This window comes from Paenibacillus sp. GXUN7292, from assembly GCF_050864975.1.
Taxonomy (GTDB): domain Bacteria; phylum Bacillota; class Bacilli; order Paenibacillales; family Paenibacillaceae; genus Pristimantibacillus.
Genome location: NZ_JBOZWO010000042.1, coordinates 1 through 21,071 on the forward strand (window position 1 = coordinate 1; position 21,071 = coordinate 21,071).

Here is a 21,071-nt window from a genome sequence, read left to right on the forward strand (position 1 = left end):
CAATTCGAAAGGAGAGGGAAACCCTGCAAGCAAACTTAGGAGATAGCATTACTTGTTTGTTTTGTGCAGCAAATGCTCATTCAAGAGGTCAAGAGCTGCGATACGATCACGATTTTGCAGTAGTTCGACAAGCTGACGGTGCCCTTCAAGCGTTTTTTTCTTGACCTCTTCAGACACGATCTCGTTCTTTTTAGATGTATCCAGTAAGGTGAAATAATTATCAATAACCTCTGTTAAATTTAATAAATAATGATTGGAAGAAAGGCTTACAATCATTCGGTGAAATTGTAGATCGAGCTGGATGAACTCCTTGTAGGCTTCCTCTTTCTCTGCTTGATCAATAATAGCAGTTAATGCTTCGAGCTCAGAGCTGGTAATCTTCTCCATAGCTTGAAGGACAGCAGCCTGCTCAAGCGCGGTGCGAAACTCAAGTAACTGTGTAAACTTTTCTTGATCCCCTCTTGTAATAAACATCATTTCTTGAAATAAGCGTGACATATTTTGTTCTTTAATGAAAAGCCCTTTGCCTTGTTTCTTATCAATCAGCCCCAAGGTTTCCAAATGACTAAGTGCTTCGCGTATGACAGGTCTGCTTACAGCTAAAGTTTCAGCTAGATTTCTTTCAGTTGGTAGGCGATCACCTGGCTCTAACTTATGGGTCACAATATATTCTTTAATTCTATCACTCACAATGCGAGAGAGAGAGGTAACGTCTTCCTTATTCAAATGCTCCACTGTGGCTTTGCTTCCTCCTCAATAAACGTTTTCAGTCTATTGTAGCAAAATTATGCTGTACTGCACATCTATTCATTCAAAAGCTGCTCCAGATCATGAAGTGGCAGATCCATGAAAGGAGCAACCATGTTATGCTGTCGATCTACATCCTTGTACCCAGCTCCGCTAACGATACAAACGATTTTGTCATGAGGATTTAATTTGCCTGCTTTCATGGCTTGAACCACACTTGCAAGAGCGATAGCACCGGCAGGCTCAGCATAAATGCCTTCCTTGGCAGCGAGCTCTTCCTGCCACTTCCAGGTTAATGTATCTTCAATTACCTCACCAAAGCCATTACTTTCACGGAGAGCCTCAAATGCAATACTTGCATCTGGTGGACTCGGTACTTGAATGCCGGAGATGAGCGAGGTTGAGGATCCTGAAGCAGGTCGACCCAAGCCTTCATTATAGCCACGAACTAAATTTGAACAACCAGCTGATTGACAAGCGACCATACGTGGAAGCTTGTCGGTGGAATTACGAAGAAGCAAGTCTCGAAATCCATAGTATATGCCGCTGAATAGACCACCACCGCCAACAGGTGAGAATACAGCATCGGGTGTGAAGCCAAGCTCCTTATGAATATCCCAAGCAATGGTTTTAACGGCCTCCATAGCTTTAGGCGCATAAGCGAAGGCAGTAATAGCAGGCTCCCAATTGTTTCGCTCTGCCTTTTCTCTTACCATCTCAAATACCTTTGTTCCGATCTCCGGGCTATATCCCATGCCCTTTACCTTAAATACTTTGGCCTGGTGAACGACAATTTGCTCCAGCTTTGCAGGAATGATATTTTCTTGCACATAAACATAATAAGGAAGTCCGGCTCTTGCTGCATAAGCGGCAAGGGATGCACCTGCGTTACCTGAGGTAGTACCGATGCAAGCCGTTTTACCTGCCTGCTTGGCAAGCGACAGAGCGAGAGCAGAAATTCGATCTTTATAGGAGCCAGTCGGATTTAGTGATTCTAGCTTAAAATATAGGTTAGTCAATCCCAACTCTTTTCCAATGGATACACTTGGAATGAGAGGAGTATGCCCCTCCCCCAACGTTACTCTGTTCTCCTCGGCAACGCTTGGCAAGTATTGCGCATATTTCCAAATGCCCTGTGATCCCATGCTAGACATTATGATTTCTTCCTTTCGTAGAGTAATGATTATCATCATGAAAATATGAGCGTGAATAAGAGACAAAGGTAATTGGTATTACCAATTTTAATGTACTTGATCTTTTATCCGGCAGTCAATCCTTTTTTAAAAAATAAGTATATTGACCAAGACCTGAGTAAAATGCTATATTCGAATTGGTAATACCATTTTGGTAATACCAATATTGCGTACCAATTAACATTAAGACTTCATGTAGGTAGGTGATAAGGTGATGCAGGCCAACAATCAAACGGTGGGAGAGGCTAGACAAGTTATACGTCTAGGCATAATCGGATTAGGTAGATTCTCGAGATACCACCTCATATGCTTAAGTCAGCAAACAGATGTAAAGCTAGTAGCGGTTGCTGATCTTAACAAGGATCAAGTGAATGAAGTAGTTGAACAATGGAATTGCAAAGGGTACTTGGATTGGAATGCTATGCTTGACAATGAAAGCATGGATGCGGTTATTGTATTAACGCCAGAAATGTATCATGTTGAGCCCGTTTTGAAAGCGCTGTCTAAGGGTTGTCATGTTTTTGTCGAGAAGCCATTGGCATTGGAGCATGAAGAAGCAGCAAAGCTGGTGCAGACTGCCGAACAAGCCAATAGATTGTTAATGGTTGGGCATGTAGGAAGATTTGATACTCGTTTATTGAAGATTAAGAGAGCGGTAACGGAAGGACGACTAGGCTCACTGCGCTCTATTTATGCCAGACGAAATAATCCTAAAAAGTATTTTCCGATTTATCGCCGTTCTAGTCCTATCTATATATTAGGTATTCATGACATTGATCTGATGCACTGGATTACAGGATCACGTGTAGTGGAAGTGTTCGCTCGCTCTTCCTCTTCCTCTGACTCCGAACATGATCTAATATGGTCAATGCTCAAGTATGAGAATGGGACTATAGGTGTCATTGAAAATAATTGGCTTATGCCAGACAACACACCGGCAGAGATGGATATTCGTATGGAGATTGTTGGAGATAGCGGAACCATTCATTTTCAAGAGCCAGATCGATCCTTAGAGTTTTGGGTCGATGATGCTGTTACAGCTCCAGCCTCTTATTCCTGGAATGAAGTGTACGGTCAATATTATGGCGATTTACATAATGAAATGAATCATTTTTATGAATGCATTCGTCAAAACAAACCATCCTCTATTTTAAATCCTTATGATGCGCTTGAAGCAGTAAAGGTTGCGGAAGCGATAGTTCAATCCAGCAAAACGGGACTTCCTATTAAGCTGAGCTGACGGGATAAGGATAGATTAAATAGAGAAAAGAAGGGTGAAATATGCGGCTAACGGAGCAGGTATATTTGGTAGGAAGTGGCGCCCTTGGATTCAATGAGACGGATGCTTACGATTGCAATATTTATTTCATAGATGGCGGAAGTGAACGGATGCTTATCGATTGCGGCTCGGGCATGGGCGTTGAAGCTATCCTTTCAAATTTGAATAGGCTTGGCTATCAAGCAACTGACATCAATTGGATCGTTGTTACTCACAATCATGCCGATCACTCTGGTGGTGCCCACGAGCTAAGATTGCGCACCGGAGCAAAGATTATCTGTTCACAGCGTACTGCTTCCATTGTTCAAATCGGTGAGAGTGCCATGGGCTTAAAGGCAGCAAAGGAGCAAGGAATTTATCCCAAAGATTATCACTTTATACCGATTACACCTGATTTGATCGTTCTTGATGGTGAGCAAATTATGCTAGGTGAGCTGTCGATTCAGTTTTTGGAGACGCCGGGACATAGCTTTGATCAAATAAGTGTGTATTGTCCTGAGCTTGAAGCATTATTTTGCAGTGATGTTATATTTGCAGGGGGGAAAATAGCAGTACAGCAAGCAGCTGACTTTTCCTTAGTTGAATTAGAGCAATCGATACGTAAGATGTCTAAATTACAAATAACAGATCTGTATCCTGGTCATTGGGAACCACTTCGAGCAGATAGAGGCGCTACTTTACATCAAGCCATTAAACTGTTTGATGCTGGAATCATACCAGGGAGCATAGTTTAAATCACTTATTATGCAAATTAAACTTCTGAAGGAGAGAAAAAAATGAGAGAAGGATTTTATCCCGCACTTGGGACACCGCAAGACGAAATGGGCAATGTGATTGAATCAAGCTTGACCCTTCACGTGGAAGATCAAATTCGTGGTAAAGCATCAGGTCTTCTAGTTATGGGTTCGATGGGAATTGAAGCTCAAGTGAGGCAATCGCAATATGTCAAGGTTGCCTCCATTGCCATTAAAGCTGCGAAGGATGCATTGCCAGTTATGGTTGGTGTAATGGATAATTCGATTGGCAGGGTGCTTGACCGTATTGAAAGTCTTAACGGCTTGAATGTTAGCGGTGTGGTGGCTACTACTCCTTTCTACTTTGGAATGAATCAAGCAGAAGTGAAAACTTTTTTTGAACAAATTGCTGATAAGTCTCCATATCCTGTCTATTTGTATGATTTGCCAGGTGTAACCAAAACGAAAATTACAGTAGATACGGCCATGCAGTTAATGGCTCATCGCAACATTGCAGGTATCAAAACAGGCGATTTGCCAACAGCTAGAATGCTAGAGCGTCAGAAGGGCGAGGTTGATCCGCAATTCTCCATCTTATTCAGCGGACTTGATGTGTTCGATACCGCCTATGGGTTTGGACTGAATAGACAGCTAGACGGTATGTTTTCTTGTACAACTCCATTAAATATGAAGCTGTATGATAGTCTGGCAAATCATGATATGGCAGCAGCGTCTAAAGCATTGGATGATATTGTGAGCCTTCGTGATCTATTTGTCAGTGTAGGTGTTTTTGGCGGCTTTACACATGCCATGAACCTACTGGGATTCGAAGGAAACTTTGCTCCGGATTATACTATTGCATTAAACGCAGAGCAGCAAGAAAAAGTGAAAGCGTTTATGCAGCAATTGAAGCTAATTTAGTGGAGGACTAAGATGACAAATACCATTTCGGTTAAGGATTTTAATCTAGACCAGATCGTTCTGGGGTCGTGCAGCAACTGGCAGCTAACCTTTGAAACTGCTGAGGATGTAGAAGGAACGATTCCATTACGAGTAGTAAAGGGAGCCTCAGCAGGCCCTACACTGCTTATACTAGCAGCCGTACATGGTGATGAATATGATGGGGTTCAAACTGTCGTTGAATTATGCAATGAGCTGACTCCAGAAAAAATAAATGGAACCGTACTGATGGTGCCCATTACGAATAAGCTATCGTACGAAGGAATATCCAGAGAAACACCTTTAGATGGACGTAATTTGGCAAGAGAATTTCCTGGAAACCCAGAGGGGACCTATACACAACGACTTGCATGGCATCTAGATCAAACGCTGCTGGCTAAGGCAGATTTCCTGCTTGACTTTCATAGTGGCGGCATGATTGCATCCGTGCCGACCTTGGTTGGTTATTATCACAATGACGAACATGAGCATGGAAGGCGCTCGAGAGCAGCTGCAGAAGCATTCGGAGTGGATACGATATGGGCACACTCAACTGTAGGACCTGGTCGAACTGTATCGCGTGCTACGGATAGAGGAATTCCATGGCTGTATACGGAGACAGAAGGTGGCCGCCGAGTATGTATAGAAGGACAACAGCAATATCGGAAAGGTACCTATCGACTGCTTCATCATCTTGATATGCTGCGGGAGCCGGAGGCTTGGTTGTCGGAGGAAGCTAGTCGAGCGATAAAGTATAGGCTATATGGCGATGGGAATTTTGATTTATCTTTAACGAGTAAGGAAGAAGGCTTTTTTATCCCGTCGGTTAAGCTTCTTGACGAGGTAAAGGCTGGAGATTTGATAGGTATCATTTACGGTTTATTTGGTGAGATCAAGGAGAAAGTGATTTCTCCTCAAGATGGAATCATGATTGGAATTACCGTAATGCCTAAAGTCGATAAAGGTGGCATAATTTGTGCCATTACACAAGCCTTTCCAGAAGAAATGCGGGCTTGATAGGGACAATGCTTCCTACTAATGGCGTATAGAAAAAAGAAGTGAGGCATGAATATGAACGTTATATTGAATATGGACTATTATGACAACGTAGTTTCGAGTGATGTGCCTTATGATGAGCCCTTAATTGAAGAGTTTATGCAGAAATGCAAAGAAAATGGTGTTGAGATCATTCATTGGCGCCTTTCAATTTGTGGTAAGCTGTTTTATCCAAGTAAAGTTCGAGCCGAGGATGTGTTCCAAGAGGGTCCTAGTAATGTGGACAGCAGTAAAGTTAGAAATATATTAGAGAAATTCGACCCACTTGAGGTCGCAACTCGAATGGCACACAAATACGGCCTAAAGGTGTATGCATGGATTACATTGATGGACGAGTATTACATGCGAAAAGGGGATACGGTAGGTCTCGAAAGTCAATTTGTTGTTAAGCATCCAGAGTACACCTGGATTAGCCGTGATGGAAAGCACCATATGCTAGGAGCCATTTGTTATGATTACCCTGAAGTGGTCGAGCATCGTCTAAAGGAAATAGAAGAAGTGCTATCTTATGATATTGATGGCTTGTATTTATGTACGAGAAGTCATGCTAAGCATAGCCTCCCTGTATTAGAGGAGGACTTCTATGGCTTTAATGAGCCGTGGGTACGTAAGTACAAAGAACGCTTCGGCGTTGATATTCTGACAAAGGATTTTGATTCAGATGCACTATCAGCCATTCGTGGAGAGTCCTTTACTGATTTTCTTGCACTTGTCAAAGCTAGAACGGAAGCTAAAGGCATCCCGCTGATTGTAGGGCTGCGTAAAGGAAAGCATGAAGCGATGAATATGTACCCTTATGCTAAAATTCATTATAATTGGCGGCATTGGGTAGAAAATAATCTTGTCGATGAAGTCTCAATGTGCGCAGGTGAAGATTTTCATGATCATTCAAAGGAATGGCTTGATGAAATCGGAATAGATTTTGCAGATTATTGTATTCAGCATGGTAAGAAGATGAATGTGTGGATTCGTCTGTGGGATTGGAGCAATAAGTATGTGAATCGTGAAACTGATTCTTGTCCGACAAAGCCATTTGATGTTGTTAAGCAGCTGATGAAGACTGTAGCGTCATATCCAAATTTGAATACAGTTGCCCTGCACGAGGCGTTAAATGTAGAGGTAAAAGATTTATGGAAAGCGATAGATTTGCGTAATGGATAAACATAACATATGCCTTCATCATGGGGATGATTACGATAGCTTTCACGGGGCGATCGTACCTCCTATATTCCAAAACACTCTGTTCACGAACAAAACAAAGGATCATGGCTATATATACACACGTTCATCCAATCCAACTATTGAAATTGCTGAACAAAAAATCGCTGCTTTAGAGGAAGGTGAAGCGGCAATTTGTTTATCATCCGGTATGGCTGCTATTAGTGCTGCTATTTTGCATGCATTGTCTAAGGATGATCATGTAATTTGTGTAAGCAGCGTGTATCCGCGAACAAGAGCATTATTGAATGAATACATGAATCGATTTGGCATTAGTGTAACCTACATCAGTAAGGGAACTGTAGATCAGTTTGAAGCAGCTATTCAATCGAATACAAAGCTTATTTATTTGGAAAGTCCATCCTCGCTTATATTTTCTATGCAGGACTTGACTGAAATTGCAAAGCTTGCACAGCAGCATGGCATCATAACAGCGATAGATAATACTTGGTCGACACCTTTGTTTCAAAATCCATTAAAGCATGGAATCGATTTAGTTATCCATTCGGCAACAAAATATTTAGGCGGTCATAGTGACATATTAGGCGGCATTATTGTGGGTAAGAAATCTAGAATAGATCTTATTCGTGTTAGGGAACGAGAGATGCTCGGGGCCATTATGGATCCGCATCAGGCTTGGCTGCTTATACGCAGCTTGCGAACACTTCCAGTACGGATGAAGCAGCATCAAGAAAATGCTTTAATTATGGCTAATTTCCTGGAAGGGCATCCAAAGGTGACACGTGTACTGTACCCTGGCTTGAAAAGCCATCCTGATTATGAGCTTGGCAAGAAGCAGCTCTCTGGTTATTCAGGAGTCATGAGCTTTATCGTTGACCGGACCTATGATCAGATCAATACGATGCTTCGAGGTCTTCAATTATATGAAATTGGACCTAGCTGGGGCGGATTTGAAAGCTTGATCAGCGGTATACCTATACAAGAGCTGTTCTCTGAAGCAACAGGCTTGCCATTAGGCACTGGACTTATACGGATGTCTGTAGGACTAGAGGATATTCAAACATTAATGGATGACTTAGATGGCGGACTTAGACGAATTTAAGGGCCCAGGCTGTGCTAATGGACAACCAGGCTACGCTAGAAAGGCTATTTTCAAGATTGATACCAACTATATGCTGAATTGGAGTTAAACCCTACGAACTTAATGGATGATTCCTGTATTGTACAGGAGTCATTTTTTGTCCGCGTTACAAGGTTTGACGTTGATGAAATAGAAATGATATATTGTGTTCACTATAATATTGTTATATAAGGGGATATTACTATTTATGGGAGGATGAATGTTATGTTCCGTAAGCGCTTACTTTCTAAAGCCAAGCAGCGCGTAATGCTAATCAGGCTAATTTCATTTTTTCTTGTTATTTCCTTACTGCCGCTGCTTATCATCGGGACGATCCTAGATCGAAATATTCGTTCTTCAATGAAGGAAGAGCTTCTAGCTGCCAATTCGCAGCATATCCAGCAGACTGCCAGTACAATGGAATTTATGATTGGGCAAATCAGCAATCAGTTTCGACAACTATCCATTGATACTGCATTAAAAGAATTTGAAAATTATCCTAGAGGAAATTACTATGAGTCCTTGTCGGGAGAGTACCGTTCATTGGACTTACCTGGACTTTATTTTTACATCCAAACAAAGGAACGGTTAATTCAGACGATAAGCAAGCTTAAAGGTTCTAACGAATATATTGATTCCGTGTATATGTATGACAGTGATAAAGAAATGATACTTACCTCGGATAAGATGCAATTTCAAAAAAATCTCTTCTACGATTTCGATTGGGACAAGGATATTCAATCTATACAATATTTTCCGACGATAATGGAGCCAAGGCTTGCTAAGGCAAAAGATCATAGCTATAAAACTGTTATTCCAATGGTGTTTGTTTCCAACACACGTATGTTGGATAAAAGCAACAATTATGTTGTTGTGAATTTGGATGTTGAAGCATTATCGCATGCATTCGTCAGCAAGCTTGAACTTAAACCTGGCAATACTTTTTTTGTACTTTCATCCAGCGGGAAGATGCTTCTGCAAGATAATGACCAGGGTCTAACACGTCATGAGGTTGTGGATGAAGCTATGCTGACACAAATTGATAAAATGGGGAATGCGGGTTCCATTGAGTATGTGGATCGTGGCGAAACTGTATTGATCAACGTACAATCATCTAGTAGCTTGGGCTGGAAGTTTGTTACGATCACATCCCTTGATGAGGTCTACGCTGCCGTATCCAGGATCGGGGATATGATTCTAATAACCTGCTCCATTCTTGTCGTGGCTATCGGATTGTTGATCTTCGCGGCAACTAGAAATATATACAATCCAATTCGCCATTTGCTCGATTTTATTCATCATAATTTCGAGTCTGGCGGCAAGAAAGCAGATTCGCATTGGTCTGAACTTCGTTTGATTCGAGGTAGTCTTGAAGAAATTATGGAGGACCGTAAAAGTCTGCAACAGAAATTGAGAGAAAGCCTGCCCGCAAATCAGGAAAAATTTGTATACACCTTACTACATGACCATAGCTTGAGCAGGGATGAAATGAATGAGAAAATGGCTTTTTTTGAGCTTGAGCTTAAATTTTGTGGAATTCACGTATGGTTAATATTAATTGAGGGCTTCCATGATCTTAACGCTGGTGAAGAAGACAAAAGCTTGAATAAGCTGCGCATGATTAATTACGTGGAGCAAAGCTTGCCTTCGGATCGTCCTAATATCGTAATGGAAATTGTTGAAAATCAAATCATTGTACTCTTTAATGGTGAAAAGAGTGAACTGCAGGAAGGCTTCAAGCTAGCAGAGCTTATTATTAATACGGTGGAATCGAAATTCGGCATCATTTGTACTGTTGGTATTGCACAATTTTGCGAGGACATTATGCAATTGCCGCACAGCTATGAGCAGGCGAAGGAAGCACTCTTGTATCGGAGAATGGCGGGCTCATGCGAGGTTGTCTATATCGAGGACGTTCGCATGACCGGGACACCTGTTTTTAATTACCCTAAAGACAAAGAGGAAATATTGATTCAAGCTCTCATTAACGGTGATCTAACTCAGTCGAGGAAAATTTTGAATCAAATGATTCATGATATTAAATCACATGAGGGGCAAGTTTACTATCACCAAATTAAGCATGCGTTAGTTCAATTACTGAACAGACTAGTCAAGATGGCCAATGATATACGGATTGATCTGAATGATCTGTTGGAGGAAGAAGGGAACCTGTTCAATTCGCTCAATCAAAAGAACAACTGGTTTGAAATTACAAGCTGGTTTGATGAGCTCATAACGAAACTGTCTAATAATTTGGTTCATGCTGTCCGAGACAAGAAAAATCGACATATTGAACAGGTGTTGCGTATGATAGACGACAACTGTGGTGAAACGATGACTCTCCAGAATGTGGCTGAGCAATTAGGATTAAATCCTTCTTACTTGAGCCGTATCTTCAAAGATGAGCAGGGTGTAACCTTCCTGGAATTTCTAACAGAAGTTCGAATTGCTCGGAGCAAACAGCTTATTTCTCAAACGAATCTCAAGATTAAGGAGATTGGGGAGCAGGTGGGTTATTACAAAACAAATTATTTTATTAAGCTGTTCAAGGAGCATACGGGATTGACTCCTGGGGACTACCGCAAGCTTACGAATCAGCTTGCAAATGATTTAGAGGACAATGAAGTGGGATAATCTTTAACAATCTTTTACAGCTTACTTCGATCAACGTTGAGTGATGATATATGAAGGGGAAATTTCCATCCGAAAATCTCCCTTTATGCTTTTAAGAATGGCCATAAAGCGCGTAATAACGCTAAAAAGTCATAATTTTTATATGTTTGTAAAGATTGAGGCATATCCAATAGAAGCGTTTAAAGCCTATAATTTGAATCAAGCAATCTTACCCTGAGCCCAATATGTAAGCGCTTTAAACTTACTTCAGCGCCCAGGAGGGATGTGTCATACACTATTTAGGAGGGTTAGTATGTCAAAAAAAATCGGATTGCTATTACTCACATTATGCATGCTTGGCTCATTGTTAGCGGCTTGTTCCTCTAATAATAATGAACCGAAGCCTACAGCAAGCACTGGCAGCACAAACACAGGCAGTGATAGCAACGCAGATAATGGTGTGAAGGATTACGGCAAAGTGTATGTGTATGCAAACTATGGCCATCTTGGTAATGTTGTTGATCTAAGCAAGAAAGAAGCTCTTGAAGAAGTACGCCAATATATTAAAGAGAAATCAGGTGTTGAGGTTATTGAAATTGTCCCACCTAAGGGATCGGAAGCAGATCGTCTGAACTTGCTTCTTGCTGGTAACGAGCCGCTTGATATTTTCACAGGTTCTATGGATCTTCATCAAGCAAATGGTGCGGCATACCCTCTTAATGAATTGCTGGAGAAATACGGGCCGAACGTTACTGGCGTATGGCCTGAAAGCTGGTCCAAGGCTTCGTGGGAAGCGCTGCAGAAAGACGGAAAGCAATGGGCGACGCCTGTATCTCCGCCAATGGCAGGGAATGCAATAACGATTCGTAAGGACTGGCTCGATGAAGTAGGCCTTGGTGTACCGACGAATCTCGAAGAGTTGGAAGCAGTCATGAAAGCATTTAAGGAGAAGGACCCGGTAGGCAACGGGGAGACAATCCCGATGATTACCTCCTTCAATGAAATGAATGCGGTGCTGTCTGGGCTATTCATGGAGAATGGTTACGGAAACTGGATAGATGAAGAAGGCAAGGTGAGACCTACTGTTCAGCATCCAGGTTACCTGGAGTTCCTCACTCTTATGGCTGATTGGTATAAGAAGGGCTATATTTATCGTGAATCCTTTGCAACTGATGCGACGAAGGTGATCGAGCTTGTAAGGTCCAATCGTGTAGGCGTGGCTGCTACATGGCACTCTCGTACTTTGGCAAATACAACGATGATTAGGGAAATTGATCCGGATGCAGAATATGTTACCGCTGATATTCAAGGACCTAAGGGTTATGGGCGTTTAGTCGGAACAGTTGGCAAAAGCGGTACAATGATTAGTAAGAATTCTAAAAATCCGGAAGGCGCTATACGTTATTTGGATTGGCTGTTATCCGATGTTGAAAACTACTTGACTGCATTCTGGGGAATTCCAGGAAAGCATTGGGAGTGGACAGACAAAGAAAAAGGTGTCTATCGCAGAATCAATCAGGATTATCAAGGCGAATTTATGACAGGCTTCTCTTTTGCAATGACGGTACAATTCCGCGAAGAGGATCCGAAAAGTAATGACCAATGGGTTAGACCATTCTTTGCACAGTACTTGACTGAAACTGAAAAGGTAAAATATGAAGGAACCTTCGATGTTAGCTATTTGTTTGACAAAGCAAAAATTGGTGAACAAGTACCTACGTTGAGTGATATCGAAAGAATGATTGAACAAGAGGTTACGAAGTTTGTTATGGGCGCAAGACCGCTGAGCGAATATTCCAATTTCTTGAGCCAGCTTGAAAGTGCTGGAATTAACAAATGGATTGAAGTGTATACGAAAGAATATAACGCTTTGAAGAATCAATAGAACAAACTTTAATTTACCGCAATGTCGCCTCTTTCCCTATTCCTATAGAGGCGGCATTGTAGTTAGTAAGAACCTACACAAGAGAAGCTTAATGGAAGTGAGTTGATTCGCATTTGAATAGCTCTAAATGGGGTCGCATCAAAAGACATAAACTCTACTTTTTATTGATACTCCCAGGAATGCTTTATTTTATCATTTTTCAGTATGGACCGATGTATGGAATTATAATTGCATTTAAAGATATATCTCCGTTTGATGGCTTGAGTGGTATTTTTTCCGCCGACTGGGTAGGCTTGAAGCATTTTAAAGCATTTATTAATTCATATTACTTCTGGAATATTATAGGAAACACATTGACGATTAGCGCATATAAGCTGCTATTTGGTTTTCCGGCACCAATTATTTTAGCATTGTTATTAAATGAAATTAAAAATAAGTACTTTAAAAATACAATACAGACGATTTCCTATTTGCCTCATTTTATTTCTATGGTTGTATTGGCAGGGCTGGTGACCGTCTTGCTGACGACTGATGGAGGCTTTGTCAACGGTTTATTGCAACGACTAGGCATGGAACCGATTATGTTCCTAGGAGATACAAGGTTTTTCCGCACCGTACTAGTGGCATCTGGTATATGGAAAGAGGTGGGCTGGAGCAGTATCATATACATCGCTGCAATTGCTGGCGTAGACCCGCAGCTTTACGAGGCCGCGAAAGTAGACGGCGCAGGACGCTTTAGGCAAATGTGGAACATTACGCTTCCTAGTATCAGCTTTATTGTTGTTATTTTATTTATCTTACAGATAGGTCATATTTTAGATGCAGGCTTTGAGCAAATTTTCCTCCTTTATTCTCCGCCAGTTTATGAAGTGGCCGATATTATTGATACTTATGTATATCGTAAAGGATTGCTTGATCTCCAATACTCATTCGCTGCGGCAGTTGGGGTATTTAAAGCAGTTATTGCTCTGATTTTAGTCATTGGGGCTAATAGACTAGCTAAAAAGTTAGGACATGAAGGAATATGGTAGGTGATACAGGTTGAAGGAGTCGGCAGGAGGAAGGATTTTTAATTATTTTAACTACAGTTTAATGGCTGTATTGGCTCTGTTGTTTATCATTCCCTTTTTTGTTATTTTATCTACCTCATTAGTCGGTGAACAAGAGTTGATTAGACGGGGCAGCTTTATTCTCATCCCAGAGAAAATAGATTTTACGGCCTATGAAACACTATTGAGTCAAGGGTCTACCTTATATAAAGCTTATGGAATTACGATTATGCGAGTCATAATCGGTACAACTCTGAACCTTCTATTTACTGCAATGCTGGCATTTGGTGTTTCCCGAAGAACTCTTCCAGGCCGCAGTGTTTTCATTACGCTCATATTTATTACGATGTTATTCAGCGGTGGACTTGTGCCAACGTATTTATTAATGAAATTCCTTCATTTAACTAATACGTTCTGGGTCATGATCATTCCATCATTGATTAGTGCTTGGTACTTTCTCATCATGAAGAGCTTCTTTCAGGAAATCCCTGAAAGCTTGGAGGAGTCCGCAACGATCGATGGTGCTTCTCCATTCAGAGTGCTCGTCAGTATAATTGTGCCGCTCAGTATGCCTATGCTTGTGACCATCGGACTTTTCTACGGAGTTAATCACTGGAACGCTTGGTTCGATGCAACCATCTATATTACAAATTCAGATTTGATGCCGGTTCAAGTTCTGCTGAGAAGAATTGTACTAACGATGACAAATCAGGATTTAGACACCTCCCTCTTGGTCAACATGGAGGAAAGAGCGACTCCGCAAGCATTGAGAGGTGCCATTATTATGATTACGACACTTCCGATTATTTGCGTATATCCGTTTTTGCAGAAGCATTTCATTAAAGGGGTAATGGTTGGTTCTGTCAAAGGGTAATAAGGGCTAAGACCATAAGCGAATGCTGTTCCAAACTAAGAAAGAGGGGTATTGATATGTTGGTCGATATAAAGAAGAAAGGTTATCCTGTACTCGATTATAGATCAGGGGTGAACAATCCGCGGAATAGCGAGGGCGCTTTTCTTGATTTAAAAGACGGACGAATCATGTTCGTGTACAGCCGCTTTATCGGAGAATCCCATAGTGACGATGCCAAGGCCTGTATCGTCGCAGTATTTTCTACTGATTGCGGTGAAACCTGGCAGGATGAAAGGGTGATCGATCATCCAGATCGTCATGAGGCTTTAAATATTATGAGCGTCTCCTTGCTGCGCATGCAAAACGGAGATATCGGCTTGTTTTACGTAATTAGGCGTGGATGGCATGACGCTAGACTGCATTTGTTCCGTTCTAGCGATGAGGGGCTTACCTGGAGCGAACCTGTGTGCTGCGTGCCTGGACTTGGATATTACGTTGTTAACAACGATCGAGTCGTTCGATTGTCATCTGGTCGGCTACTTGTGCCTTCCGCACTTCATAAAATGCGTACAACGGATACCATCAAGTGGGGTTCCTTTGATTCTCGAGGAACGGTATATGTAATGATCTCCGACGATGATGGGGTGACATGGCGTGAAGCGACTAACAGTTGCTCGCTCACTGTCCCTCACACCCGCAGCGGTCTGCAGGAGCCTGGCATCATTGAGTTGAAGAACGGGGCACTGTGGATGTACCATAGAACCGATCTTGGCAGACAATATGAGAGCTTCTCAGTCGATGGGGGAGAAACATGGTCTGAGGCTGTTCCTTCACAATTCACATCCTCGGTATCGCCCTTGAGTGTCAAGCGTAATCCATCAAATGGACATTTGCTTGCGGTATGGAACCCGATTCCAAACTATCAGCTGCGGAAAATCGGAAAGCATTCTTGGGGAAGAGCGCCCCTCGTAGGTGCGATCAGTCAGGATGAAGGTAAAACATGGACGAATCATTTCGCCATACAGACGGAAGAGGATAATGGCGGTTATTGTTATACGGCCATACACTTCACCTCTGATGCTGTACTCCTTGCTTATTGCGCCGGAGAGCCAGAGGATGGCATTTGCTTGGCTCGTTTGAAAATGACAAAAGTGTTGCTTAGTGACATATATACGGAGTAATGAAATAACTATACATTGCGTGAAGGAGATGTAACTGAGATGCCAGCACAATCGCCAACACCGATCAACTTTTCAGGAAAGTTAGGAACTTTCGTAACCCTACCGGATCAAACGGTATTATCCATTTATACGGTCGGCAAGAAGCCGAGTGAATGGAAGGATACATCGATCCCTCAGCGACTTTATGTACGCAGATCAACAGATCATGGACTCACCTGGGGCGATCCTGAGCTGGCGTTTGAATTTGCAGCAGAGCCCGGAGCGGTAAAAATGATCGACTTGGATCATGCACCTCTAGTGACAACAGATGGTACCGTACATCTCTATGGATTTATTCTGAAGGATTGGGATAATGATATTCCGTATCGGGAAAGAAAGATCGACATGTACCATCTTTATTCCCGAGACAACGGTCATACTTGGGAAGGACCGGACATGATCGACTATGGCCACAGTTACACAGGCTCGTTGAATGCGATTACACAATTGTCTAGTGGCCGGATTGTAATGCCCTTTTCGTACTTGTCGGATCGAACATCTGCGTGCTTTGTCAGTGAGGTAATCCTGTCCGATGATCAGGGCTTTACGTGGCGCAATGCACATGCGGATCTTGTTATTGATAACGGTGGAGGGGCATTGGAATCGGGTTCGGTCGAGCCTGTAACGGTGGAGCTGCCGGATGGCCGCGTTTGGATGATTATTCGTACGCAGACCGGTCGACTCTATGAATCGTATTCCACAGATCAGGGTGAAACGTGGTCCGTTCCCGAGCCGACGCCGTTTTTTGCTTCTAATGCTCCGGCAGGCATTGTCCGTCTGAAGGATGATCGGTTGCTGATGTGCTGGAATCACAGCAAGTGTGAGCCGATTAGTCATGGTGTCAGCTACTCTCGTCAATCTCTCGTAGCGGCGATCCGCGATCATGATGGCAAATGGAGCGGTTATCGGGAAATTGTTCATTTGAGTCAGGAAGAGCATGAGAATCATAGCGTATGTTATCCTTGGCTGTCTGAGCTAGGGGATGGAAATGTGCTGGTAGGCTACTTGTCCGTTCATTTGCGTGATTGGATGGGAACCGTAGATTTCAAGCTTGTGAAGATCGACCCGGAGTGGGTTGGCGAGAGGGAGCAGCTTGAGAACTGGGAAGATGACCTCAAGGGCTCTTCTGTAACAAACGATGGTGTCATGGTTGAGCAGACTGACCATGATAAGATTGTTAGGCTGAAGAAAGAGGTAGCGGAGACGAATGTTGGCTTGACACGAAATTTCCCGTATTCCGAGCAAGGTGCCGTGACTTTCCAGCTTTTACTGGAGGAGCAGTTTGGCGGTTGTTATCTCTCTGTATCCGAATCGTTCCTGAAGCCAAGTGATCGGCAGGGAGGACATTTCCGACTTCAGATTACTTCTGACGGCAGTATGCATGTACAATACATGAATGAAGGACCTTATCACCCACTAAAAACAACTAAGAAGCTCGAAAGCCATCAATGGGCAGAGCTGACACTAAAGTGGGATTGCCGCCAAGAGCATGCGAATGTACTCCTAAATGGAGAGAGTGTCGGCGTTCTTCCTCAGTTAGAGCAAGGCCGCGGTATTTCCTATGTACGTTTGCATATGGCCGAAGCAAGCGGGGGATTGCAAATAAAGTCTATTAAAAGCAGTGTGGTTCAGCATGAAGGATAGAACCTATGTTGCACTAGGCGACTCTATTACTGCCTATCGAAATAATGTCAAGGTTTATATGGAATGGCTGTTTGAGGAGCGGGAGACGCTTGGCTTCCACAGAATGATCAACAACGGCATAGGCGGTTGGAACACGCTTCACCTGCTGGATAAGCTGGAAGAAAGATGCCTACAGCACCAGCCGCAATTTATTTCGATTATGCTGGGAACGAATGACCATGCCATCTATAAGGGGAAGGAAGAGCCAGCTGTTTCATTAGACCAGTTCAAATCCAACTTGCGTGAAATCGTTCGTCAAATTAGAGTCTCTGCTCACGAAAGAGGAAATGCGGCACCGTATATATTGCTGATGAGTCCTCCTTTTATTGTAACAGAGACGAACTCTGCGGGTACACAGGCAAGTCAGATTAGACTGCTGAACTATGTGAGAGCTGTTCATGAGATGAGTGTCGAGCTAGATACAGGTTACTTAGATGTGAATGCCATTACTGCAGAGGCCACTCTGCACGATGGACAGCTATATCGTGATAACTATACAGATCAAAATGACGGAGTGCACTTGAATTCAGTAGGTCAGAAATGGCTAGTGCCCTTTATTAGACAAATTTGCATCGAGCAGCGGGCTTAGAAGTCAAATCATTCTAGTAATTGGGTTTGAGTGAGAGAAAAATTATTTCACTAATGTGTGTCAACTATACCGTCGCTCGCGACGCGTGGAAGGCGATTAGCCGTCGTCGCCCTTGCGAATCCATCCGAGCGACGGTATTTTTGTGAATGAATCCTAGGTGCAAAAGATATATATGTTTGTTAATCAAGTTGAAGGAGCGATTCGATATGCCGATAACGATGGAGAAGCTCGCCAATGGCGAACATGCTCTAATAGTGTGCATTGGCGATTCTATTACTGAACAGAATTATCACCTGCATGGCAAGCTGAACTATGTTGGACAACTAACCGAGAGATTGATGGAGCAGTATGGTCGGCGTTCGATGGTTGTAAATGCGGGGAAGAGTGGACATACAACAGTGGAGCTTCTGGGGCGGCTGGAGCGGGATGCACTGCGGTTTAAACCGGATCTTGTTATGGTAATGATCGGAATGAATGATTCAGCAAGGGTAACCATTGATGATTTTAGACAAAATCTACAAACCATTATTCATGACATCGAATCGTCAGGAAGCGAAGTGTTGCTGCTTACACAGAATATGCTAGATTACAATGTAGTTGAAGGTGCAGTCGCATTGAGGAAAGATTATCCGGAATACACGGCTGTTATTCGTGAGGTGGCTGCGGATACTGGAACACCCCTTTGTGATTTATGTGCAGAATGGGCAGCTCATGTAAATGGAAATACGAACACTCATCTGATGCTAATGAATGATAGCATTCATCCTAACGAACATGGACATAAGTTAATGGCCTCTGCATTATACAAATATCTGGGCATTGCCGCTGAATAGGATGGATTTAATCGGTCACGGCAGCAATCCCTAATTGCATAATAAAGCGTTCGAGTGATTCGGTCCATACTCCGGGCAGCCCAGTATGTAACACTACAAGATGTTATATTCTTTTTACGCAGAAGAACTGATTGATTCATACCGCAAGTCAGGGCTGCCATTAAGGTGCGAAACAAGAACTAGATATGATTATTCATAATTTTAAACTCGGGAGAGAAAATGATGAATGTTATGAATAAGTTTCGATTAGATGGGAAAGTGGCTATTGTTACCGGAGGCTCGGGATTATACGGAGAGCATATTAGCACTGCCTTGGGGGAAGCAGGTGCGTTAGTCATTGTAGCGTCACGTGGCATAGAGCAATGTGAGAAGCTAGCTGCAAACCTACGTTCTAGAGGTATTCAGGCTGTTGGGCGAAGTCTTGATCTGGCAGATGAGCAGAGCATTGAAGCTTTGGTAGAACAAACGATTGAGGAATTTGGACAAATTGATATTCTAGTAAACAATGCAGTTTCTAGAGTGGGGTTGAATGATATTGAACAGACAACTTCTTCGGGCTGGTTACAAGCGCAGATGGTGAACGGCTTAGGCACTATGCTCATATCAAAAGCTGTTGTTAGCAGGATGCGTAATAGAAATGAAGGCAATATTATTAATATTTCTTCGATTCAAGGCATTCTAGGACCTCATTTCCCTGTGTACGGGGATACAGGCATGTCTAGTGGCATCGAGTATACTTACGCCAAATGGGGAATTGTAGGCATAACTAGGTGGCTGGCTAATTATTATGGTAAATATAATATTCGAGCAAATTGTATTTCTCCAGGCGGCTATAACCCAACTCAAAATGGAGACTATAAAATAACAAATGAAATTTTTCTGCATAATTATTTGGAAAGAACTCCTCTAGGCAGAATGGCGGATGAGGATGACATAAAAGGCGCAATTGTTTACCTTGCTTCTCCTGCTTCAAAGTATGTTACTGGACATAACCTTGTTCTTGATGGGGGTTGGAGTAGTTGGTAAATCAGGTCATGCATCAAAGAACAATTAATGGATTAACGATCTCGAGACTCATGCTTGGAACGGCACAAATGGGATTAAAGGGATATGGAGTCAATAATCAAGCAGAACATGTAAATGCAGATGAGCTCTTAAGTGTATGTGAACAATCGGGTATTAATTGCTACGATACGGCCTATGAATATGGTGATGCCGAGATTAAACTCGGTCATTTCTTTAAAGGAAAAACTCCTCCTTTTATTGCTTCGAAGCTAAAGATCGATATGAATTTAATCTCAGAACAAGAGATTGAACGTCAAATGGTACAGAAAGCCGAAGCTATTCTCTCTCGTTTACAATTAAGAAGCATTCCCGCACTTATGGTGCATAATCCAGAGATGGTTAATAAATACGGAGCTTCTATCTCAAAGGTCTTAACAAAGCTGAAAAAGGAAGGTTTAATACAAAGAGGTGGAATTTCGCTTGATGCTGTCCCTGTAGATCGGTATGCTGCTATTTCTGAATATATTAAAGATGAGATCTATGAGGTAGTTCAAGCTCCATTAAATATATTCGATCAACGCTTAATTGGATGCGGTGCATTAAAGGATTTACAGCTCGAAAATAAGATTGTTGTAGCTAGAAGTGTATATTTGCAAGGATTATTCTTCATGAATAAGGACTGTGTACCCAGTAAGCTTAGTGGAATTGCGGAATATTATTTAGATCAGTTGAAAGAGATTGCTGAAGCTGAAAGCATGTCCATAGCACAACTAGCTTTTTCATATATTAGAGATATGGAAGGTGTGTTTGGTCTTGTTATTGGTGCTGAGAGTAAGCAGCAGATTGAGGAAAATTTACGATTAATGAATGGGCCTAAATTAAAGGATAGTACTAGGGAACATATTGAGCGCAGCTTCTCTGATATACCAGAAATACTTATTACACCAGCGATGTGGAGATAATAGCCCATGAACGGAGATGACTATTTCGAGATATTGGCCTGGCATCCATACTCACAGGGTGAGCCTGACTTAGATTGGGTCGCTGGACGTTGAAACGGGAGAGTGGCTTTGTGCAGGCTTATGATCTGGTGT

General features: G+C 42.4%; 18 protein-coding genes. 16 read left to right on the forward strand and 2 right to left on the reverse strand.

The window, feature by feature from the left end:
* Positions 1-48: 48 nt before the first annotated feature.
* Entirely contained in the window at positions 49-735 is a 687-nt protein-coding gene (locus ACRRU2_RS23910) for a FadR/GntR family transcriptional regulator (RefSeq protein ID WP_331698866.1), read from the reverse strand.
* Positions 736-803: 68 nt separating this feature from the next.
* Complete coding sequence (locus ACRRU2_RS23915; RefSeq protein ID WP_432505560.1) at positions 804-1,901, reverse strand: pyridoxal-phosphate dependent enzyme; 1,098 nt, start codon at positions 1,899-1,901, stop codon at positions 804-806.
* Positions 1,902-2,154: 253 nt separating this feature from the next.
* Between ACRRU2_RS23915 and ACRRU2_RS23920 the strand changes: the two genes are divergently transcribed.
* The 16 genes from ACRRU2_RS23920 (at position 2,155) to ACRRU2_RS23995 (ending at position 20,939) form a co-directional block, all read left to right on the forward strand.
* The gene (locus ACRRU2_RS23920; RefSeq protein ID WP_432505562.1) at positions 2,155-3,180 is read left to right on the forward strand and encodes a Gfo/Idh/MocA family protein; all 1,026 of its coding nucleotides are present in this window, start codon (positions 2,155-2,157) and stop codon (positions 3,178-3,180) included.
* Between the two features lie 41 nt (positions 3,181-3,221).
* Positions 3,222-3,953 carry an MBL fold metallo-hydrolase gene (locus tag ACRRU2_RS23925; RefSeq protein WP_432505564.1) on the forward strand — a complete coding sequence of 244 codons (732 nt, stop codon included), beginning with the start codon at positions 3,222-3,224 and terminating at the stop codon, positions 3,951-3,953.
* A gap of 42 nt (positions 3,954-3,995) precedes the next feature.
* Positions 3,996-4,874 (forward strand): dihydrodipicolinate synthase family protein, encoded by an 879-nt coding sequence (locus ACRRU2_RS23930; protein WP_432505566.1) that lies wholly within the window; start codon positions 3,996-3,998, stop codon positions 4,872-4,874.
* A gap of 12 nt (positions 4,875-4,886) precedes the next feature.
* The gene (locus tag ACRRU2_RS23935) at positions 4,887-5,909 is read left to right on the forward strand and encodes a succinylglutamate desuccinylase/aspartoacylase family protein (protein ID WP_432505568.1); all 1,023 of its coding nucleotides are present in this window, start codon (positions 4,887-4,889) and stop codon (positions 5,907-5,909) included.
* A 54-nt stretch (positions 5,910-5,963) separates the two neighbouring features.
* Complete coding sequence (locus ACRRU2_RS23940; protein WP_331698872.1) at positions 5,964-7,109, forward strand: hypothetical protein; 1,146 nt, start codon at positions 5,964-5,966, stop codon at positions 7,107-7,109.
* Entirely contained in the window at positions 7,102-8,229 is a 1,128-nt protein-coding gene (locus ACRRU2_RS23945) for a trans-sulfuration enzyme family protein (protein ID WP_331698873.1), read from the forward strand. Before ACRRU2_RS23940 ends, ACRRU2_RS23945 begins: the two co-directional genes overlap by 8 nt.
* Before the next feature lie 243 nt (positions 8,230-8,472).
* The gene (locus ACRRU2_RS23950) at positions 8,473-10,881 is read left to right on the forward strand and encodes a helix-turn-helix domain-containing protein (RefSeq protein WP_432505571.1); all 2,409 of its coding nucleotides are present in this window, start codon (positions 8,473-8,475) and stop codon (positions 10,879-10,881) included.
* 292 nt (positions 10,882-11,173) lie between these two features.
* On the forward strand, positions 11,174-12,745 hold the full coding sequence (locus ACRRU2_RS23955) for an extracellular solute-binding protein (protein WP_331698875.1): 1,572 nt from the start codon (positions 11,174-11,176) through the stop codon (positions 12,743-12,745).
* A 179-nt stretch (positions 12,746-12,924) separates the two neighbouring features.
* The gene (locus ACRRU2_RS23960; RefSeq protein ID WP_432505573.1) at positions 12,925-13,776 is read left to right on the forward strand and encodes an ABC transporter permease; all 852 of its coding nucleotides are present in this window, start codon (positions 12,925-12,927) and stop codon (positions 13,774-13,776) included.
* A 10-nt stretch (positions 13,777-13,786) separates the two neighbouring features.
* Positions 13,787-14,668 carry a carbohydrate ABC transporter permease gene (locus ACRRU2_RS23965; protein WP_432505575.1) on the forward strand — a complete coding sequence of 294 codons (882 nt, stop codon included), beginning with the start codon at positions 13,787-13,789 and terminating at the stop codon, positions 14,666-14,668.
* Between the two features lie 56 nt (positions 14,669-14,724).
* Positions 14,725-15,828: a sialidase family protein gene (locus ACRRU2_RS23970; RefSeq protein ID WP_432505577.1), complete on the forward strand. Its 1,104-nt coding sequence runs from the start codon at positions 14,725-14,727 to the stop codon at positions 15,826-15,828.
* Between the two features lie 39 nt (positions 15,829-15,867).
* A complete protein-coding gene (locus ACRRU2_RS23975; RefSeq protein ID WP_432505579.1) occupies positions 15,868-17,511 on the forward strand; it encodes a sialidase family protein in 1,644 nt (547 codons plus the stop codon).
* Complete coding sequence (locus tag ACRRU2_RS23980; RefSeq protein WP_432505581.1) at positions 17,501-18,139, forward strand: SGNH/GDSL hydrolase family protein; 639 nt, start codon at positions 17,501-17,503, stop codon at positions 18,137-18,139. The genes ACRRU2_RS23975 and ACRRU2_RS23980 overlap by 11 nt, the downstream gene beginning before the upstream one ends.
* 206 nt (positions 18,140-18,345) lie before the next feature.
* Positions 18,346-18,972, forward strand: coding sequence for an SGNH/GDSL hydrolase family protein (locus ACRRU2_RS23985; RefSeq protein ID WP_432505583.1), 627 nt, complete (start codon positions 18,346-18,348; stop codon positions 18,970-18,972).
* Between the two features lie 219 nt (positions 18,973-19,191).
* Positions 19,192-19,998: an SDR family NAD(P)-dependent oxidoreductase gene (locus tag ACRRU2_RS23990; protein WP_432505585.1), complete on the forward strand. Its 807-nt coding sequence runs from the start codon at positions 19,192-19,194 to the stop codon at positions 19,996-19,998.
* Positions 19,992-20,939 (forward strand): aldo/keto reductase, encoded by a 948-nt coding sequence (locus tag ACRRU2_RS23995; RefSeq protein ID WP_331698883.1) that lies wholly within the window; start codon positions 19,992-19,994, stop codon positions 20,937-20,939. The genes ACRRU2_RS23990 and ACRRU2_RS23995 overlap by 7 nt, the downstream gene beginning before the upstream one ends.
* Positions 20,940-21,071 lie beyond the last annotated feature (132 nt).